21 protein-coding genes are annotated in these 15,677 nt (G+C 43.0%); 20 read left to right on the forward strand and 1 reads right to left on the reverse strand.

Going from position 1 to position 15,677, the window contains the following annotated elements; all coding sequences use genetic code 11:
* Positions 1-6: 6 nt before the first annotated feature.
* From WAE59_RS09050 to WAE59_RS09095, 10 genes are all read left to right on the forward strand, one after another.
* Positions 7-711, forward strand: a complete 705-nt coding sequence (locus tag WAE59_RS09050; protein WP_337855624.1) for a conjugal transfer protein TraI — start codon at positions 7-9, stop codon at positions 709-711.
* Complete coding sequence (locus WAE59_RS09055) at positions 698-1,351, forward strand: hypothetical protein (RefSeq protein ID WP_337855625.1); 654 nt, start codon at positions 698-700, stop codon at positions 1,349-1,351. Before WAE59_RS09050 ends, WAE59_RS09055 begins: the two co-directional genes overlap by 14 nt.
* Positions 1,338-1,970, forward strand: a complete 633-nt coding sequence (locus tag WAE59_RS09060; RefSeq protein ID WP_337855626.1) for a TerB family tellurite resistance protein — start codon at positions 1,338-1,340, stop codon at positions 1,968-1,970. Before WAE59_RS09055 ends, WAE59_RS09060 begins: the two co-directional genes overlap by 14 nt.
* A gap of 4 nt (positions 1,971-1,974) precedes the next feature.
* Complete coding sequence (traJ, locus tag WAE59_RS09065; protein WP_337855627.1) at positions 1,975-3,177, forward strand: conjugative transposon protein TraJ; 1,203 nt, start codon at positions 1,975-1,977, stop codon at positions 3,175-3,177.
* Between the two features lie 16 nt (positions 3,178-3,193).
* Positions 3,194-3,820, forward strand: coding sequence for a conjugative transposon protein TraK (gene traK, locus WAE59_RS09070; protein WP_337855628.1), 627 nt, complete (start codon positions 3,194-3,196; stop codon positions 3,818-3,820).
* Entirely contained in the window at positions 3,817-4,041 is a 225-nt protein-coding gene (locus tag WAE59_RS09075; RefSeq protein ID WP_337855629.1) for a hypothetical protein, read from the forward strand. The genes traK and WAE59_RS09075 overlap by 4 nt, the downstream gene beginning before the upstream one ends.
* A 29-nt stretch (positions 4,042-4,070) precedes the next feature.
* Positions 4,071-5,114 carry a conjugative transposon protein TraM gene (gene traM, locus WAE59_RS09080; protein ID WP_337855630.1) on the forward strand — a complete coding sequence of 348 codons (1,044 nt, stop codon included), beginning with the start codon at positions 4,071-4,073 and terminating at the stop codon, positions 5,112-5,114.
* 1 nt (position 5,115) lies between these two features.
* Positions 5,116-6,177, forward strand: coding sequence for a hypothetical protein (locus WAE59_RS09085; RefSeq protein WP_337855631.1), 1,062 nt, complete (start codon positions 5,116-5,118; stop codon positions 6,175-6,177).
* Between the two features lie 268 nt (positions 6,178-6,445).
* On the forward strand, positions 6,446-7,432 hold the full coding sequence (locus tag WAE59_RS09090) for a hypothetical protein (protein WP_337855632.1): 987 nt from the start codon (positions 6,446-6,448) through the stop codon (positions 7,430-7,432).
* 57 nt (positions 7,433-7,489) lie between these two features.
* On the forward strand, positions 7,490-7,672 hold the full coding sequence (locus WAE59_RS09095) for a histone H1 (RefSeq protein ID WP_337855633.1): 183 nt from the start codon (positions 7,490-7,492) through the stop codon (positions 7,670-7,672).
* A gap of 815 nt (positions 7,673-8,487) precedes the next feature.
* Here WAE59_RS09095 and WAE59_RS09100 read toward each other — a convergent pair.
* Positions 8,488-9,372 (reverse strand): hypothetical protein, encoded by an 885-nt coding sequence (locus WAE59_RS09100; RefSeq protein ID WP_337855634.1) that lies wholly within the window; start codon positions 9,370-9,372, stop codon positions 8,488-8,490.
* 133 nt (positions 9,373-9,505) lie between these two features.
* Here WAE59_RS09100 and WAE59_RS09105 point away from each other — a divergent pair, with 133 nt between their 5' ends.
* The 10 genes from WAE59_RS09105 (at position 9,506) to WAE59_RS09150 (ending at position 15,328) form a co-directional block, all read left to right on the forward strand.
* On the forward strand, positions 9,506-10,198 hold the full coding sequence (locus WAE59_RS09105; protein WP_337855635.1) for a hypothetical protein: 693 nt from the start codon (positions 9,506-9,508) through the stop codon (positions 10,196-10,198).
* 6 nt (positions 10,199-10,204) lie between these two features.
* Complete coding sequence (locus WAE59_RS09110) at positions 10,205-10,927, forward strand: GNAT family N-acetyltransferase (protein ID WP_337855636.1); 723 nt, start codon at positions 10,205-10,207, stop codon at positions 10,925-10,927.
* A 67-nt stretch (positions 10,928-10,994) separates the two neighbouring features.
* A complete protein-coding gene (locus WAE59_RS09115) occupies positions 10,995-11,246 on the forward strand; it encodes a hypothetical protein (RefSeq protein WP_337855637.1) in 252 nt (83 codons plus the stop codon).
* Between the two features lie 160 nt (positions 11,247-11,406).
* The gene (locus WAE59_RS09120) at positions 11,407-11,634 is read left to right on the forward strand and encodes a hypothetical protein (protein ID WP_337855638.1); all 228 of its coding nucleotides are present in this window, start codon (positions 11,407-11,409) and stop codon (positions 11,632-11,634) included.
* Between the two features lie 1,097 nt (positions 11,635-12,731).
* Positions 12,732-13,223, forward strand: coding sequence for a hypothetical protein (locus WAE59_RS09125; RefSeq protein ID WP_337855639.1), 492 nt, complete (start codon positions 12,732-12,734; stop codon positions 13,221-13,223).
* Between the two features lie 48 nt (positions 13,224-13,271).
* Entirely contained in the window at positions 13,272-13,436 is a 165-nt protein-coding gene (locus WAE59_RS09130; protein ID WP_337855640.1) for a hypothetical protein, read from the forward strand.
* A gap of 11 nt (positions 13,437-13,447) precedes the next feature.
* The gene (locus tag WAE59_RS09135; protein WP_337855641.1) at positions 13,448-14,527 is read left to right on the forward strand and encodes a DUF932 domain-containing protein; all 1,080 of its coding nucleotides are present in this window, start codon (positions 13,448-13,450) and stop codon (positions 14,525-14,527) included.
* 48 nt (positions 14,528-14,575) lie between these two features.
* The gene (locus tag WAE59_RS09140) at positions 14,576-14,830 is read left to right on the forward strand and encodes a hypothetical protein (protein ID WP_337855642.1); all 255 of its coding nucleotides are present in this window, start codon (positions 14,576-14,578) and stop codon (positions 14,828-14,830) included.
* Positions 14,831-14,845: 15 nt separating this feature from the next.
* Positions 14,846-15,148: a hypothetical protein gene (locus WAE59_RS09145; RefSeq protein WP_337855643.1), complete on the forward strand. Its 303-nt coding sequence runs from the start codon at positions 14,846-14,848 to the stop codon at positions 15,146-15,148.
* A gap of 6 nt (positions 15,149-15,154) precedes the next feature.
* A complete protein-coding gene (locus WAE59_RS09150) occupies positions 15,155-15,328 on the forward strand; it encodes a hypothetical protein (protein ID WP_337855644.1) in 174 nt (57 codons plus the stop codon).
* The last annotated feature ends 349 nt before the right edge of the window (positions 15,329-15,677 follow it).

The following is a 15,677-nucleotide window of genomic DNA, read 5'->3' on the forward strand; positions in this document are numbered from 1 at the left end:
TGTACTATGAAAAAAATATTAAAGCGTATGGTTAGAACCTATATGGTCGTCCTGCCTTTGAGCGTAGTGACGGTGCTGGTTGCTTTGCCCTCCGGGGCAAAAGCGCAGTTTGCCATCGCTGAAGTGATAAAGGCAGGCGTGAAAAAAGTAATTAGGGCTGTAGATCTCAAAGTCCAACGCCTCCAGAATGAGACGATCTGGCTACAAAATGCACAGAAGGTGATCGAAAATCAATTGAGTAAACTGAAATTAGGAGAGATTTCTGATTGGACAGAACGGCAGCGGCAACAGTATGCGGACTATTACCAGAAACTCTGGGAAGTGAAATCCCTGATCACAACTTATAAACGTGTTCGGGATCTTGCGGAAACGCAGGCCGAGATCGTAAAGCAATATCGCTGGGCATTCGGTCTGTTTCAAAAGGACAAGCATTTTAGCCCGGAAGAACTCTTATATATAGAAGAAGTTTACCGGGGGATACTGGATGCGAGCATCAGGAACCTGGATCTGGTATTCGTGGTCATCAATTCATTTAAGACACAAATGAGTGACGCCAAACGGTTGGAATTGATCAGCGCAGCGGCAGATGCGATGGATCAGAATTATTCCGATTTGCGCCAGTTTAACCAGCAAAATATCATGCTTTCCATGCAGCGCGCGAAATCGGCTTTGGAACTGAAAACCTTAAAAGAAGTCTATGAAGTCAATTAGAAGAATTTTAACCATAGCGCTTAGCTTCCTGGTCACCTGGCTCATGTGGATGCCCGAGGGAAAGGCACAGAACTGGAATGAGATTTTCAGGCAAAAAAGAACCCAAAGAAAGTACCTGCTTCAGCAGATCGCAGCCTTACAGGTCTATATCGGCTACGCTAAAAAAGGCTATGAAGTGGTTGGTTCTGGCTTGCGAACGGTGAAGGATATCACAAATGGTGAATTTAAGCTGCATGAAGCCTTTATCAGTTCCTTGAAAATGGTAAGCCCGGCGCTGCGGTCTGATTTGCGGATTCCCGAAATTTTGGCTTTGCAAGTCGGCATACTAAACTCCTTTGCTGCCTTAAAGCGAAATGATGGTTTAACCATTGACCAAATGGCCTATATAGCACTGGTAGGAGTGTCTTTGGCCAAAGCTTGCACGAATGACCTGGAAGAACTCTTGCTGGTCATCAGCTCAGGAAAGCTGGAAATGACCGATCATGAGCGTCTAGAAAGACTGGCAGGTGTCTATAGCAGTATGCTGGATAAAAGCGACTTCACCGCCGATTTTTGTAGCAATGTACAGCAGTTGGTCAGCCTGCGGAGAACGGATTTTGGGGAACTTGAAAAAATCAGGAGGTATCATGAAATTGAATAAGATGCGACTGATTATTATCTTTTACCTGCTGTTTGGACACTTTTTGGCTGCAAGGGCACAGAGTACAGAAGTACAACAACTCTTGTTGAATGTGGAAAAGCTGTCTCAGATGAAAAATATCCTGAGTGATATGAAAAAAGGCTATGAGATTGTTTCGGGTGGTTATCAAACCGTGAAGAACATCGCTCAGGGCAATTTCTCTTTGCATGAAGTTTTTCTGGACGCCATGATGCTGGTCAGTCCTGAAGTTAAAAAGTACAGGAAGGTATCAGCGATTATCGCTTATCAATCTGACCTGGTATCGGAATACAAGTCAGCATTCAAACGCTTCAAAACCAGTGACCTTTTCAGCATAACTGAACTGGACTATCTCGGAAGGGTGTATGCTGAGTTGTTCAAGCAAAGCCTGGAGAACCTGGATCAGCTGGCCATGGTCATCACTGCGGGTAAACTGCGGATGAGTGATGATGAACGCCTGAAATCTATTGATAGGATATACGCTGAAGTAGAGGACAAATTGGTATTTCTGCGCGATTTCAATGCCAAAGCCGCCTCCCTTTGTCTGGCCCGGGAAAACCAGCGAACAGACCTGAAACATCGTGCTAATTTTTATCCATAAGCCTATGAAAAATGATTCGAAAATAATGGGTCTGACTGGCCTCTGCTTAATTTTATTTCCTTTTGGAGCTTTTGCACAGGGGCTATCCAGTCAGATCGGTGGACTCCACACCGTATTAGAGCAGGTATATCAGGAGATGGTCCCACTTTGTGCGGAGATGATTGCCGTAGCCAGGGGTATAGCTGGTTTCGCTGCCTTATGGTACATCGCTAGCCGTGTATGGCGTCATATCGCGTCGGCGGAGCCCGTGGACTTTTATCCTTTGCTTCGCCCATTTGCGCTTGGACTTGCGATCATCCTGTTCCCTGCCTTGCTTAGTGTAATGAACGGTGTGCTTCAGCCTACAGTTTCGGCGACCACTTCGATGGTGAAGGATAGTAATGCGACCATCAAATCGCTGTTGAAACGAAAAGAAGAAGAGTTGAAAAAGTCCACCAAATGGAAGATGTATGTGGGAGAAGAAGGGAGCGGTGACCGGAAAAAATGGTACCAGTATACCCATCCCAAAGATCCAAACGCCCATGATGAAAACTGGATTGAAGCGATTGGGAACGACATCAAGTTCTGGGCTGACCGGCAAGACTACAAAATGCGCCATAGCTTTAAACAGTTCATGAGTGAAGCGCTTGAGTTGGTCTTTCAGGCGGCGGGTTTGTGCATCAATACTTTGAGGACTTTCTTTTTAATTGTACTGGCCATTCTCGGCCCTCTGGTACTCGGTCTGGCTGTTTTTGACGGCCTTCAACATACGCTTTCTGTATGGGTAGCCCGGTATATCAATATCTTTCTATGGTTGCCGATTGCGAATATTTTTGGTGCCATTCTCGGGAAGATTCAGCAAAATATGATCAAGCTGGACATTGATGAAGTGGCTCAAAGTGGAGATACCTTCTTTTCCAGTACCGATACAGCTTACATGATCTTCATGATCATTGGTATTGTAGGCTATTTCTGCGTGCCGACGGTTGCCAATTATGTAGTCCATGCAGGGGGTGGCAACAGCATACTTTCTAAGGTGAATGCCCTAACAGTGGCAAGTTCTGGGATGCTTACTGCCGGTTTTACGCGGGGCGGAAGTATTCATCAAAAGCATACCGATGGTATGGAGTCAGACAGCCAGGGTGATGGGAGAAGAATGATGTCCTCCGGTATGGTCGAAGCGTCCGGGCAGGACTATTTCAAAGATAAGCTAAGCGGAAAATCCTAATCTAAAATGTACACCTATGTTTAAACAACTTAAAAATATCGACACTGCTTTTCAGCACATCAAAAGGTTCAGTATTGCCTTTATGATCACCTGTGTCATTCTGACCGCAATTGTGGTTTTTATGTGCTTCTCTGCTATAAGGGAGGCGGGTTCCAGGGTAATGATTCTACACAATGGTAAAGTATTGGAAGCCTTTGCTTCAGACCGTAAGCAGAATCTGCCAGTGGAGCTGAGGGATCACATCACGACTTTTCATCGGCTCTTTTTCACTTTAGATCCTGACGAAAAAGCGATCAATGCGGGCATCGCCAAGTCCCTTTATCTGGCCGACGCATCTGCCAAGCGTAGTTACGACAACCTGCGGGAATCGGGTTATTTCAACAACCTGATCTCTGCTAACATCTCCCAGCAGATCGAAGTAGACAGCATCGCTTTGGACTTGAATGAAATGCCTTACGGCTTTACCTGCTATGCAACGCAAAAACTCATTCGCTCCAGTAGTACCATTCTGCGAAGACTGGTCACTCGAGGCGAGATCAGGATTTTAAATACGCAAACGGACAACAACCCGCATGGTTTTTTGATTCAGAAATGGGAAACCTTGCTGAATGAGGATGTCGACCCTAAGATAAGCAAGCCATGAGCATCCCTAAACACAAGCAGAAAACGCCTTTGAATAGAGGTGAAAGCAGTATTGCTGCGCATTTATCAGCAAAAGTTTTGCGAGCGCAGCGGCGACTCGCTAACTATCTGAACCGGAAGACAGCCCGGATGAATGCACAGGATTGGATGCTTGTGCTGATTGGTTTTTGCCTGCTGCTGGGCAGCTATTGCTTGTATCTGCTGATGCAGGTTTTCTTTTAACAGATTATTCACTCCTTAACTAAAATACTATGAATAGACAACGAATTGAGCGGCGCAGGATGTTGCTGCTGCTACCTTTATTAATCGTACCATTACTGGCTTTCAGTTTTCACCTGCTCGGTGGAGGCTCCGGGACTGCGGACCAGGAAAATTCTAGTGCTAAAGGCATAAACACCGTCTTGCCGGATGCACAATTTAAAAATGAAAGCCCGGTCGATAAGATGGACATTTACAACCAGGCAGACAAGCAGAAATCTGACTCTGGCGGCTTGTCCGGGATTGCAGATAAACTCGGTTTTTCAATTACTGACGATCCTCAGACTGCCCAGATTAACGAAAAGCTTGCTGCCATTAACAGGGAGATCAATGCGCCCTATGTCGCCCCAAAACCTCGTCTGGAAACTTTCAATTCAACGAGCGGTACAGACCATAATATGTCCAGGGATGTAGCAAAACTGGAGGCGCTGATGAAGAGCATGAAATCAGAAACGGAGGAACCCGAAATGGCGCAATTGTCCGGCATACTCCAACAGATACAGGAAATTCAGAATCCGAAACTGGTCAGTACGGCCGCTCCTGAAAAAGAAGTGGTTATTCCCGACAGCTTATTTAAAGCCATTCCGGCCGCGATAGCCAATAGTCAGAAAGTCGTTCAAGGTTCGGTCGTAGAGTTGCGCCTGCTGGATACACTGGCCGTCAGTGGACAGGTTATTCCCAAAGGCCATCCCGTCTTTGGGATAGCTGAATTCAGCAACCAGCGGCTGAACCTGGTCATCCGCAACATTCGCCTGGGCACCTCGATCATTCCGGTGAACCTCACTGTATTTGATAAGCGGGATGCCATGAGCGGCATAAATGCTCCTGAAGCCTTGTTACAGGAGGCGATTAGTGGGGGCACTTCGGGAGCACTGAGTAATATCGGGCTCACGGGGTTTGACCTGACGACCCAGGTCGCCGGAGCTGGGATCAGTGCTGCAAAAAGTTTACTGTCGAAGAAGATCAGGCGCCTGAAGCAGAAATTGACAGCTGGTTATCCGGTTTTGTTGCGGGACAATACTAAAAAACAAAAATGATATGAGCGGGCAGGTCAACAGGGCAATTGTGCTTTGCGAAAATTGGCAGGATAAAATGATCATGCTCGAAGAGGTTTTCGGAAAAGGTATTGAAAAGGATAGCGCCAGGCAGCAATATGATTTTTTGCAGCGGGGTATTAACCGGATTTCCAAGGGGGCTAGTCCAGATGAAAAGCTAGTCTTGGATATGGTCAGAAAAACTGTTACTAAGCTCGAAAAGCAGCTTTTTCCTAATCCTTTCCTACGTGCTTTGCATAAATTCAAATCTGCAGTATTTGATAAACCCCTTCAGGCAGTAAGGCTGGAAAAATTGAAAACGGAGAATATAGCATCACTGAAGGAGACGCTTGGGGGGCTTGGCTTAAAGTCTGATAAAATCAATTTGGAGCGATTGCTGGATTACGAGGGGGCAAAGGCGGCTGTCGAATTAACTTCCCCCTGGGGTACGAATAATTACAAGGTGAAGGTCAATTTTGAGATGGAACCATCTGGTAGGTACCAAACGCAGAGTTTTACTGGCACATTGAAAGATGCCTTAAATCCAGCCAACACAAGATCCTTTACTTTCGACGTGGAGTTAGGAATCAATGCAAGAGAGGCCGCGAATCTCTTGCAGGGTCGCGCGGTGCTAAAATACTTCCCTGTGGAGGATAACAAGATGGCTTCAAAATGGTTGCAACTCGATTTTCAGCATCTAACGTCCGAGGGTAAACCTCAATTGAAGGAATCGCCAGCGGACCATGAATTCAACTTAAAACAACAGGTATCGGCTATTGCCGAAGCGCTGAACAAGCCTGAGCTCGTTTCTTTAAGGGCATTAAATGGCCTGGAAGAAGGGAACCAGATCTCACTGAAACAGGTAAATGGACCGACTTATTATTTTGCTGCTGACCCTTTAAATAAACAAATCATGATGCTAAATGATAAACGGAAACCCATTACACTGCATCAACTGAAGAAGCAAGCAGATATAGCACTCAAGCCACAACAAGGGAAGAGCCAGCTCAGCAGCAAGCAGATGGATAAGAAGAAACAACAGGATCAATCACGGGGGATTGTCTAAGTGATGTCGGAGCTATTAGAGAAATCGGAGTTGGCTACCGAGTTAGTAGATTATTTAGCCCAACAGCTGAGCGAAGGCTATACTTGGGTAATTTACGATGCCGACAACCCGATTTGTAGCTCATGGGACTTGACCTGTTTTTGGATGACCAGGAGGCCTTCGATTTTGAGAAAGAATACTAACAAATGTTTAACTGGCACATTGCAGTTCCCATCACAGCACTGCGTGTCGAATTGGAAAAATAGAATATTCATTAAAAGATAAAGATATGAACAGAAACAGTTTAGAAGATTTTAGAGAACAGGTGAAAAGCCTGAAAATTCCACAGGAAATGGCGGCTAAAGTAGAAGCGGCTATGGAAAAAAATGCCCCGTACATTCAGGTTACCGATCAGCTACCCTCACGCAGGGGCTTTATGGAAGCTACCTTGCACGTCAAGCGTTCGCAACAATCGGATTATTATTTCCTCAATAAATATGATCTGGAATATAGCAAGGCCAAGCCCCTTGAAGAGGGCAAACAATACCTGGTGTTATCTAAAGATCCTGATGGAAAGCAACAGTTTAAAAAGTTTGATAGCCCCATTCAGGCTATTGAAAATTTCAAAAAACGTGATGGCGACGCAGAGTTGGGCATTGGGAAAGGGGTGAAAGATTACCTGTCAGTAGCCACTATGAAAGATGGTAAAGTGGATTATGTCAATAAGGATTTTCAACTGACTTTTTATAGTGACCCCATTAAAAATACGGTCTACATCAACGAAGGGAAAGGTTTTAACATGAAGCAAAGCGCGAATATGCTAACTGGAGGTTCCGCATTTCGTGATGATCTGGTTAGTCGCGTTGGGAAACAATATGAGGCCTGGAATGAATATCAGTTTGACAAACCAAGGGACAGGTATGGTAATTTGCCCATCAGGCAGTATGGGGAGGGTTATCCATTTAACCTGATAACAGAACTAAAGACCTATAACATCAAAGAGTTGGATGATCCCAAAAAGTTAGAACAGATTGTAAGCCAGTTGAAAGACGGTGACCGTCCACTGCTCACGGTCAAAAATCAGCAGGGAGAAGAATTTAAGATGACCGCCAGGGCTATGCCCCGTTACGGTAACATCAATTTTTATAACCTGGAGGGACAGTCGGAAAAAAGGGAACAGTTTTTAAAAGAGGCTAAGCCAGAACTTGCAAAAGAGCACGTTTTCTCCAAAAAGCTAGATCAGCAAAAATCAAAAGATCAGGGCGTAACCATTTAGCGTTGTTTCGCAGTTCAGCAATAATTTATTTATTCAATTTTAAATCAATCTATAATTATGTCAGCATTTGAAAAAATTAAGGACTTAGTAGCCGCCACGGAGGCCGATGCTACTGCATTTTACATTAAAGGAAACAAGGCAGCCGGAACCAGATTGCGTAAAGCTTTACAAGACATTAAGGTACTTGCCCAGGATGGTAGGGCTGAAGTAACTGAATTGAAAAATCAAAAGGACAAATAGCAAATGTACCTGGATGGTCTGCCGAGAATTTGGCAGACCATAATTCGGCATTTATTTAAAAATAATAATTTCAGATGGTGACTAAACCCATTTTCTCCAGCTGCTCACTGGAAAATTGGCTTAGGTCATTTATCGTACGTGTAGTTTTTGCTATATTGCATTATGAACAATAATCGCCCTTTGGCCCCCTCCAGCATCTTACCGAAACCTAGATGGCTTTGGATAATGATTCTAGCTTGTGTTGCATGTCTATGTTATTACGGATTGACGACATTGATATTTGGCGAAGAGTTCTGGTTAAAATCCATTACAGGAGGTATTTAAGGACCAATTGTTTTTCTAAAGTCGCTTAGTATGCGAATTTTATTTCTTTGTTTCAGTTTCCCATTTCAAGCTAATACCGCTATTCTTTGGGAATACATAATAGTCATTTTTTTCACGAGAACAACTGAGGCAGCCTCAGTTTATCTAGCGAGTTGCTGAATATGCCTTTTGGCAATGACAGCGTCGATGAAGGTCTTGACCAAGGGTCTTATCCGTCCATAGAATCTTTACATGACGATCTAATTAAATAAGAAAAGCGGACTTCGCTGTTACCTTGTTAAGGTCGAGTAAATCTGAGAACAGAGCGATAGTAGTTAATTAAAATATGGTTAGCTATATTTTAAGTTGCTCTTTTTAAGAATTGTGAAGTAAAATTGATAGCCAAGTTGATCTAAAAACTCTGGTCATTGAGATTACTCGATATTTGCAACTGCGAACAGTTATAATTCATGTGAGCTTTGCCAAGTACACGGGGCTGTAAGGTCTTAAATTCAAGGTGATTGTTTTTTAATGGATTCACTTATACCATTAATATATTCCCGTATACCACTATGCAGCTGGTCAAACTCCGCTCTAGCATTTTGGTCAATTTTGCAAATGTCATAGATCATCAGTGCTGTCAGATAGATCGCAATTCTGGTAATCGGCTCGGAGTAATCTTTTGAGATGGGTTTGCTTCGGGTCTGTTCGAAGTGTTCAACGGCCAGGTAGTTGGTATGGGTATGAATGGAGGCATATCTATACATATTCATAAATCCTCTGGTCTTGCAAGTGTGTTTGACCAGATCAGTGATTTTCAAAGGCCTGATTTTACCCCGATCGATTAGAAAACGCCAGGAATACCTGCGTTTGTCTGCCTTGTAGATTTTTTCCAGTTCTTTAGGATCCAGATTTTTATAAAATTCACAGCTTTCGAGCTCTTTGATGGTCTCCTCAAGTATCTGCTCATCTTTCTTCAGAATGGCTCCCGCTCCTTCAAAATCGTCGTGTCCGATGTCCATCTTCTGTTTATCAGTCAAACCGTCTATTTTCCAAAGCAGGAATCTGAATTTTTTCTCTTCGTCGCTTTGGGGTTCTACAAATAGGTGGTTGAAGGTAGCATAGTTTTCCATCATGATCCTGAACACGGAATTAACCGTAAACATATCGTAACCCCGCTGAGGGCGCTCTTTTGTAGATTGCTTGGTTTCAATGATCCCTTTTGACAAATGAAAGAAAGAGGAGGAATGGGTGGCAAATTTATCAATGATCAGGTTGGAGTATTTCATAAATCCATCCAGCTTTGTTTTTGTCCGACCTTTATAAACAGACAACATTGGCCCTAACAGCAGGTATTCGTAAGTATCTAGTAGGTTTTCTTCCAGTGGGTGATTCATGAGCAGCAGTTTGATGTGCCAATTTATATTTTAACTCCTGTAAAATCAGGATTGTGGAAAACAATTCCGCTCAGGTGTTTTTATGAAAATGCTATAGTCGGTATCTTGCTGTCTGTTTGAAATAAAAAGCTGGATGTTGAAAAAAGTAAATTTTACCGCCGAAGAAGCAGACTGGCTGACCAGGCTGTTGTTGCAACGGATTTCCTTATATGGAGAACGGTCTTCACCAAGGCCAAAAGTCATTGATCATTGTATTTCTGCAATGCTTAAGCTGGAAGAAAAACATAATGTAAGTTTAAAAGACTGGGAAAAAACAATGTGCATCAGTGTGGTGAATGAAAACCTCCCCGTTTATTATAAACAGGTTGAAGTCACCGATGCTTTTTCTTTGATCACCATGACTACTGAACAAAGAACAATCCTGGATTATATTGATATGGGTAAAAGTGTTCTGAAAAAGCTGCGCAAAGATGAACAGGAAACATTACCGGATTACAACCTGAACACCTCTTACCGTGAGAAGTACCAATTGCTGGAGAAGCTTAAAAGTTGTGATTTGATCTATATTTCAAGATCTGGGGAAGACAATGTTTATAAGATCGGTTTTGTATATCAGAGTAGAGAAGCTTCTGTATACAGGCTTAGTAATGAAATCAGACCAGATGATCTTGCATTCTATGCGCTTAAGATGGATGCCATCAAATACGGTAAACAGCGTTTTACATTGGTAACTGATCGTTGCGGTGCGTTTGATCTTTTATCTAAATGTGATGAATGTAATTATCCAGCCAACCAGCTTAATTTTTTCAAACAGTTACTGAATTAAGCCATTATGCACGAAAGTACATTCAATGAGCTTTTGACCAGTCTGAATCGCGGTGAAAGCCAAAAACTAACGTTCAGCAGACCTTTGACAACAACAGTAGAACTGGCAAACCATTGGACGCCAGGTAAGGGGGCTGCTGGCGAAGGGGTCGTGTTGTATGGCCCGGACACAATTTACTTGGTCAGACAATTTGAGGGTGGCCCGTTTATCGGACTTGTGCAGGAAGCCAGCCTTTATGATCTGCATTGGTACAGTCTGCCTGAATATAGGGGAAAAGGCTATTTATCTGCGGCGTTGAAATCAGTGGTTCTGCCACACTTGTTCCAGGATAACAGGGATTTTCAACACATTACCATTGATGGTACTGTTCTCAATGAAGAGAATTTTCAAGCTTCAGTCAGACTTGCAAAGGCTGTGGGATTTAAATATACACATGAGGAATCAGGTGTTATACATTATAAGATAGGAAGAGGTATGTTTAACAGACGTGCTTATATAGATGGTGAACTTTCACCCTTAACCGATGTCCGGGCGAAAGAAATCCGCAAGGAGATCAGCGATCATTTTACCTTGCTGGAGGTGTTGCAGAGTGAACTTGAAATGAAATTGGGAAACACCCGTGACCTCTTTCAGATCAAGAAGGATTTAGACCTTTTAAAATGCAACTTTGACAGTGTAGTTTCGGATGCTTATATGGATCATAGGATCTTATATGTTAAGAATTTATGACCCAGTTATTCTTACTAGTCTCATCATTCCTGGTAAATAGTTCATACTTTTAAATAAACGACTCAATATGTATATAAATATTACTGTGCTTGAAGAATACTGTACCAAAAATGGTTTGCCAATAACAACCTCTTTTGATATTGATGACGTTGAACCCATTCTAAAGTTTACAAAAGGGAAGGACAGGAACGGAGGTAAAGTTGAATTTCTTACGTTTGCAGAATTTAAAGAAATCCTGGTTGTCAATAACATGCTAGGGGAGGAGGGATTGATCCATGAAGAAAGGGACGCAACACGCGAAGAACTTTTGCAAAGATAAAGACCGGGACAAGGATAAAAATATTGAAGTACTGACTTATGATACTTTGTCCAAATATATCATACAAATGCTAAGCGCTGGTATGGGAAAAATTTATTTCCCGGAGATCATCCCTTTGGAAAACCATAAGGATTTTTTCTTCAGGGTCGATTAAGCAGATATGACACGTAAAGAATTCAAATATGCAATGCCAGACATAATTACCCATAAAACATGGGGATATGGTGAGTTAATTTGTACGGAAATTGACCAGCAACGGGTCTTTGCAGGATATCAGCACAACGATAAAAGAGTCAGCTATGGTACAATAGGGGTTAACTGGAAGGAAGTTTATGACGATTTAATGGCCCATCTGACACGGGCAAATCATATTCCGGCAGTAGCTTAATTTTCTCACTCAATATTTTATCAAGACTAATCGATCACTGCCTGTTGATGAAAATCTTTGTTTTGTACCTGGTCATCTGAAATGCAGTAACTGCGTTCAAATATACAGTGCCAAATGTTCCCGTCCTATGCATAGCTACTGGTGTAAAATCGGGAATCAATACCGGTTTGAAAAAATCAGCTGTTCATAGTACACCACATCACAGTCTTCAACCATTCCAGGAAAGCGATCTTTCAGGATTTAGTACTTCTTTTTGATGATGTTAATAATCTGGTCGGTGGTGGGATGGGGTTTGATCCTTTCCGCCAGTCTGATTTTACGGTTGTCGTCATTTACGCAGGTATCGTTGCAGTATCGGTAGTCAGCTTTTCCGACCAGAATTTTACTACAATAGTGGCGAGTTCTTTTAGTTAGGGTGGGGTTGATTTTTCTTATGCAGGAATTATAGCGCAATATTTAACGGATGGATAAGCTATGCTGGAATTGTGTAAGGGTTCGCCTGCCCTGAACAATAAGGAGGTGCTTGCGCTGCTGACCGGTTCAGATACAACAGGTGAATCGGCCACATAACTGGCTGAAAAAATATTGGAACGTCCGGGTGCCCAGGTCACCGGCCTCTATCAGGCTACCCTCTCCCACTTATGTAGCCTAAACAGCGTGGGGATAGCAAAATCCTGTCGGCTGTATAACTTGCCCGCAGGCTGTATGTCGGCCCGCCACAGTTCAGGACTGTATACATCACCCGTTATCCCGGCGACTATTCGGACCATTACCTGAAAAGGTGGAACGCCTGCAACTGAGCTATTTGGCCGCTGTGGCTATTGTTTATATGCTTTTTTTAAGATTGATCAGGCAGTTTTAGGGCACTTTGATGCACAAATTTCTGACTCGCAGTTCTCCAGCCAAGGCGGCGTCGCCCTGCTCCGCTGGTTTTGAAAAAATAATCTCCACACCTGCGCTGCGCTTCGGGTCGTATTTTTTTTTCAAAAGCCTTGTCTGTCTTCCTGCTCAATCAGGTGAGGGTCATATCAAAAAGCCAGGGAATGGCTCCTGCCGAAAGGTAGTACGCAGGTTGGAAAATTTAAAACCCATAGACAATGGACTCAAAAGTAAAAGACAACGGACAGGCTAAGGTAGCAAACACCGTGCAGGCAGACAAAACCCCAAAATTCGTGGCTGGTAATCCCGTGAATCCCGAAGCGAAAGCGCAGGAACAAAAGTCAGAGCCAAGCAAATTGCAGATCAAAACGCAGATTGCCCAGACCATCTCCAACCAAAAGGCAATTTTGGAAAGGACAATTAAACTAGGGGACGATCTGGCTCGTAAAATCAGGCATCGAGACAACCTGCAAACCATTATCACCACCCTTACTGAATTTGAGGTGGAACTGAAAGATGATGTGGATGAAACTGATGGTAATCATTTTCAGGGTTGTGTCTTGACCATTAAGGATGATAAAGGGGGCAGCTTTACCACTAAAAATCCTGTGATTATTAAGCATGTGGCAGAAGAGGTGAATACCCTTTGTCAGGCAAAATTAGAAGAAGTGGAAACAGGAATCATAAGTCTCATTCCCGCAGAGATTTAGAAAACCACGCATCCAGTTTTTTCGGGGTGCTGATTCACATTTTTAAATATGAGACACCTTTTTTATCTAACAGTTCGTGTCGAGGTGAAGACCGAACTCAGCCTGATGGATTCCCTGAGGGAGTTCGAGCAGGGCGCAAAAGTTAACCTACAATCTACCCCCAATGGAGGTGAAAGAAGTAGAAATTTTAAAATCAACATTACCCAATTCTAAAAACAACAATCATGGCACACAATCTTAATTATAACCAGCAAACAGGTAAACACAGTTTTTTTAGTGTAAAGGAAAAGGCATGGCACGGCCTCGGTCAGATCATAGAACAGTATCCCAATAGTTGCGAGGCCATCCAATTTGCCGGGCTGAATTTCGAAGTCGAAAAACGACCATTATTCACTTGTAACACAGAAAACTTTGAAATCTTTAACGATGTAGAAGTTGACGAGCACATGAACGATTTTGAACCCGGCATACTTTTGCCCGATTTTTTCGCAACTGTGCGTACGGATACCGATCAAGTGTTGGGCTTGGTCGGCAAAGATTACAGCGTTGTTCAAAATACCGAAGCATTCGGTTTTTTTGATAGTATCGTCGGTGGGGGAACTGGTATCAAATATGAGACGGCCGGATGCCTTGGCAGTGGGCAGGTCACTTTTATCACTGCTAAACTTCCGGACTACATTCGTGTAGGCCGCGAAGACCTGATCGAGCAGTTCCTATTCTTAACCTCATCGCATGACGGTTCGGGGAGCATTAGTATCGCCTTTACTCCGGTAAGGATTGTTTGTGAAAATACCCTAAATGCCGCTTTGAGACATAAAAGCAACTGTATCAAAATCAGGCATATGGCAAATGCGACGGATAAGCTCAGGCAAGCTCACCAAATGCTAGGCCTTTCCAATAGTCTGGCAATTGAAATGGAAGCGATTTATAACCGCTGGTCACGGGTTCGTATCAATGACCCTGAACTAAAACGCCTGATACAATTGGCAATGGTTCCAAATCGGGAGGTACTGGAAAAGCTGAAAGCAGGGCAGGACGAACAGCTATCAACGCAATACAACAACATTATCGAAAATGTGTATGAGTATGCATTAAGCAGCCCAAGCCAGCAGGAAGTCACCACCAGGGGAACAGTGTTTGGTGCATATAATGCGGTGACTGGCTATTTCCAAAATGTACGAAACTACAAGGACACAGAAGCCAAATTTAAATCCATTATGACAGGGACAGCCTCGGCACGTACACAAAGTGCTTTTGATCTATGCATGGACTTCGCTAAAGTAGGCAGTTCTGCATTAAACTAACGGAATTTATAACAGCTGACCTCTAACAGAGGTCAGCATAAAAAATAGATGATGAAAGGAAAAGATAGTTTCAGTCCGCAAGTGGCTGAGGAGATGAATTACCATGAGTACTTAGATTATTGGGTATGCAAATGCGGTAATTATGAAAAGCAGGAAGGCTTTATGGCCTGTGACCGTTATGGAAATTTGCTAAGCCCTATCGGCGCTCAATACTGCCGCTGTGAACGCTGCGGACGGGTCATAGATGCACAAAAGCATCAAATTATAGGTATAAACACCAATCCGGAGAGAGGTAGATTTTGAATTCTAAATTTTAAGATGATGAAGGATATAGCTATATGCTACAACTTTAAATTCAGTTTAACCATCAAAAAACGCAAAGGGAAAGACTATAAAAGCCATACAATCGTGGGTGTAGGCTTCAGTTACTGGAATGCCCTATGGGATGTTCACTATAAACTTAAAAATCGGAAAACTGAAATTCTGAAAATCAATAGTCTCATTGTGCTAAGGATTGCGCTGGCTGTTCAGGATGAAAAATCTGTCGCAATAAACCTCGCGGATCACCTGCCAGTGATTCCCGACGACCTAAATATAGAACTGCATCGCATACCTAAATAGATGATTATGAAAATATATCTCAAGGATTTAGACGGTGCGTTAATTGAGGTGACTGATGTAAATGAAGCAATCAGGCAAGTGGCTGGCTACATCAATTATTTGCATCAAAACCACCCGATTGAATTACAGGAGTTTGCTAAAAACGCCAGAGGTATTGGAAAGACTTATTTCAAAAGTTAGAAGCGCTTAAAATGTAAGAATCGCTCGTAACTAATAGAATATCCAAGGCACCCATTACAATCTGAAATAGTATCTACAAGGATTGCGGAGCATGATAGAAGGGACCCGTGTGGCGTTATCCGAATTTAGGAGAAATCGCATGCGGCCCTTCGGGCAAAAAGTGCTTGAAAAGATTAAAAAAGTGACCTCATCCAAGCTGTTTTAAAGTATTTGGTAAAAATAAAATTCTCCTAAACTCTTTCTGTCACTTTGTAACTTTAACTTACCCATTTTATGCAACTGCGCTTGGTCAAGCGTTAATTGAGGCAAATATAAGTTATTATATTCTGGCCACAGCAACGGCATAAGG

It is taken from the genome of Pedobacter sp. GR22-6 (genome assembly GCF_037402555.1).
Classification (GTDB): domain Bacteria; phylum Bacteroidota; class Bacteroidia; order Sphingobacteriales; family Sphingobacteriaceae; genus Pedobacter.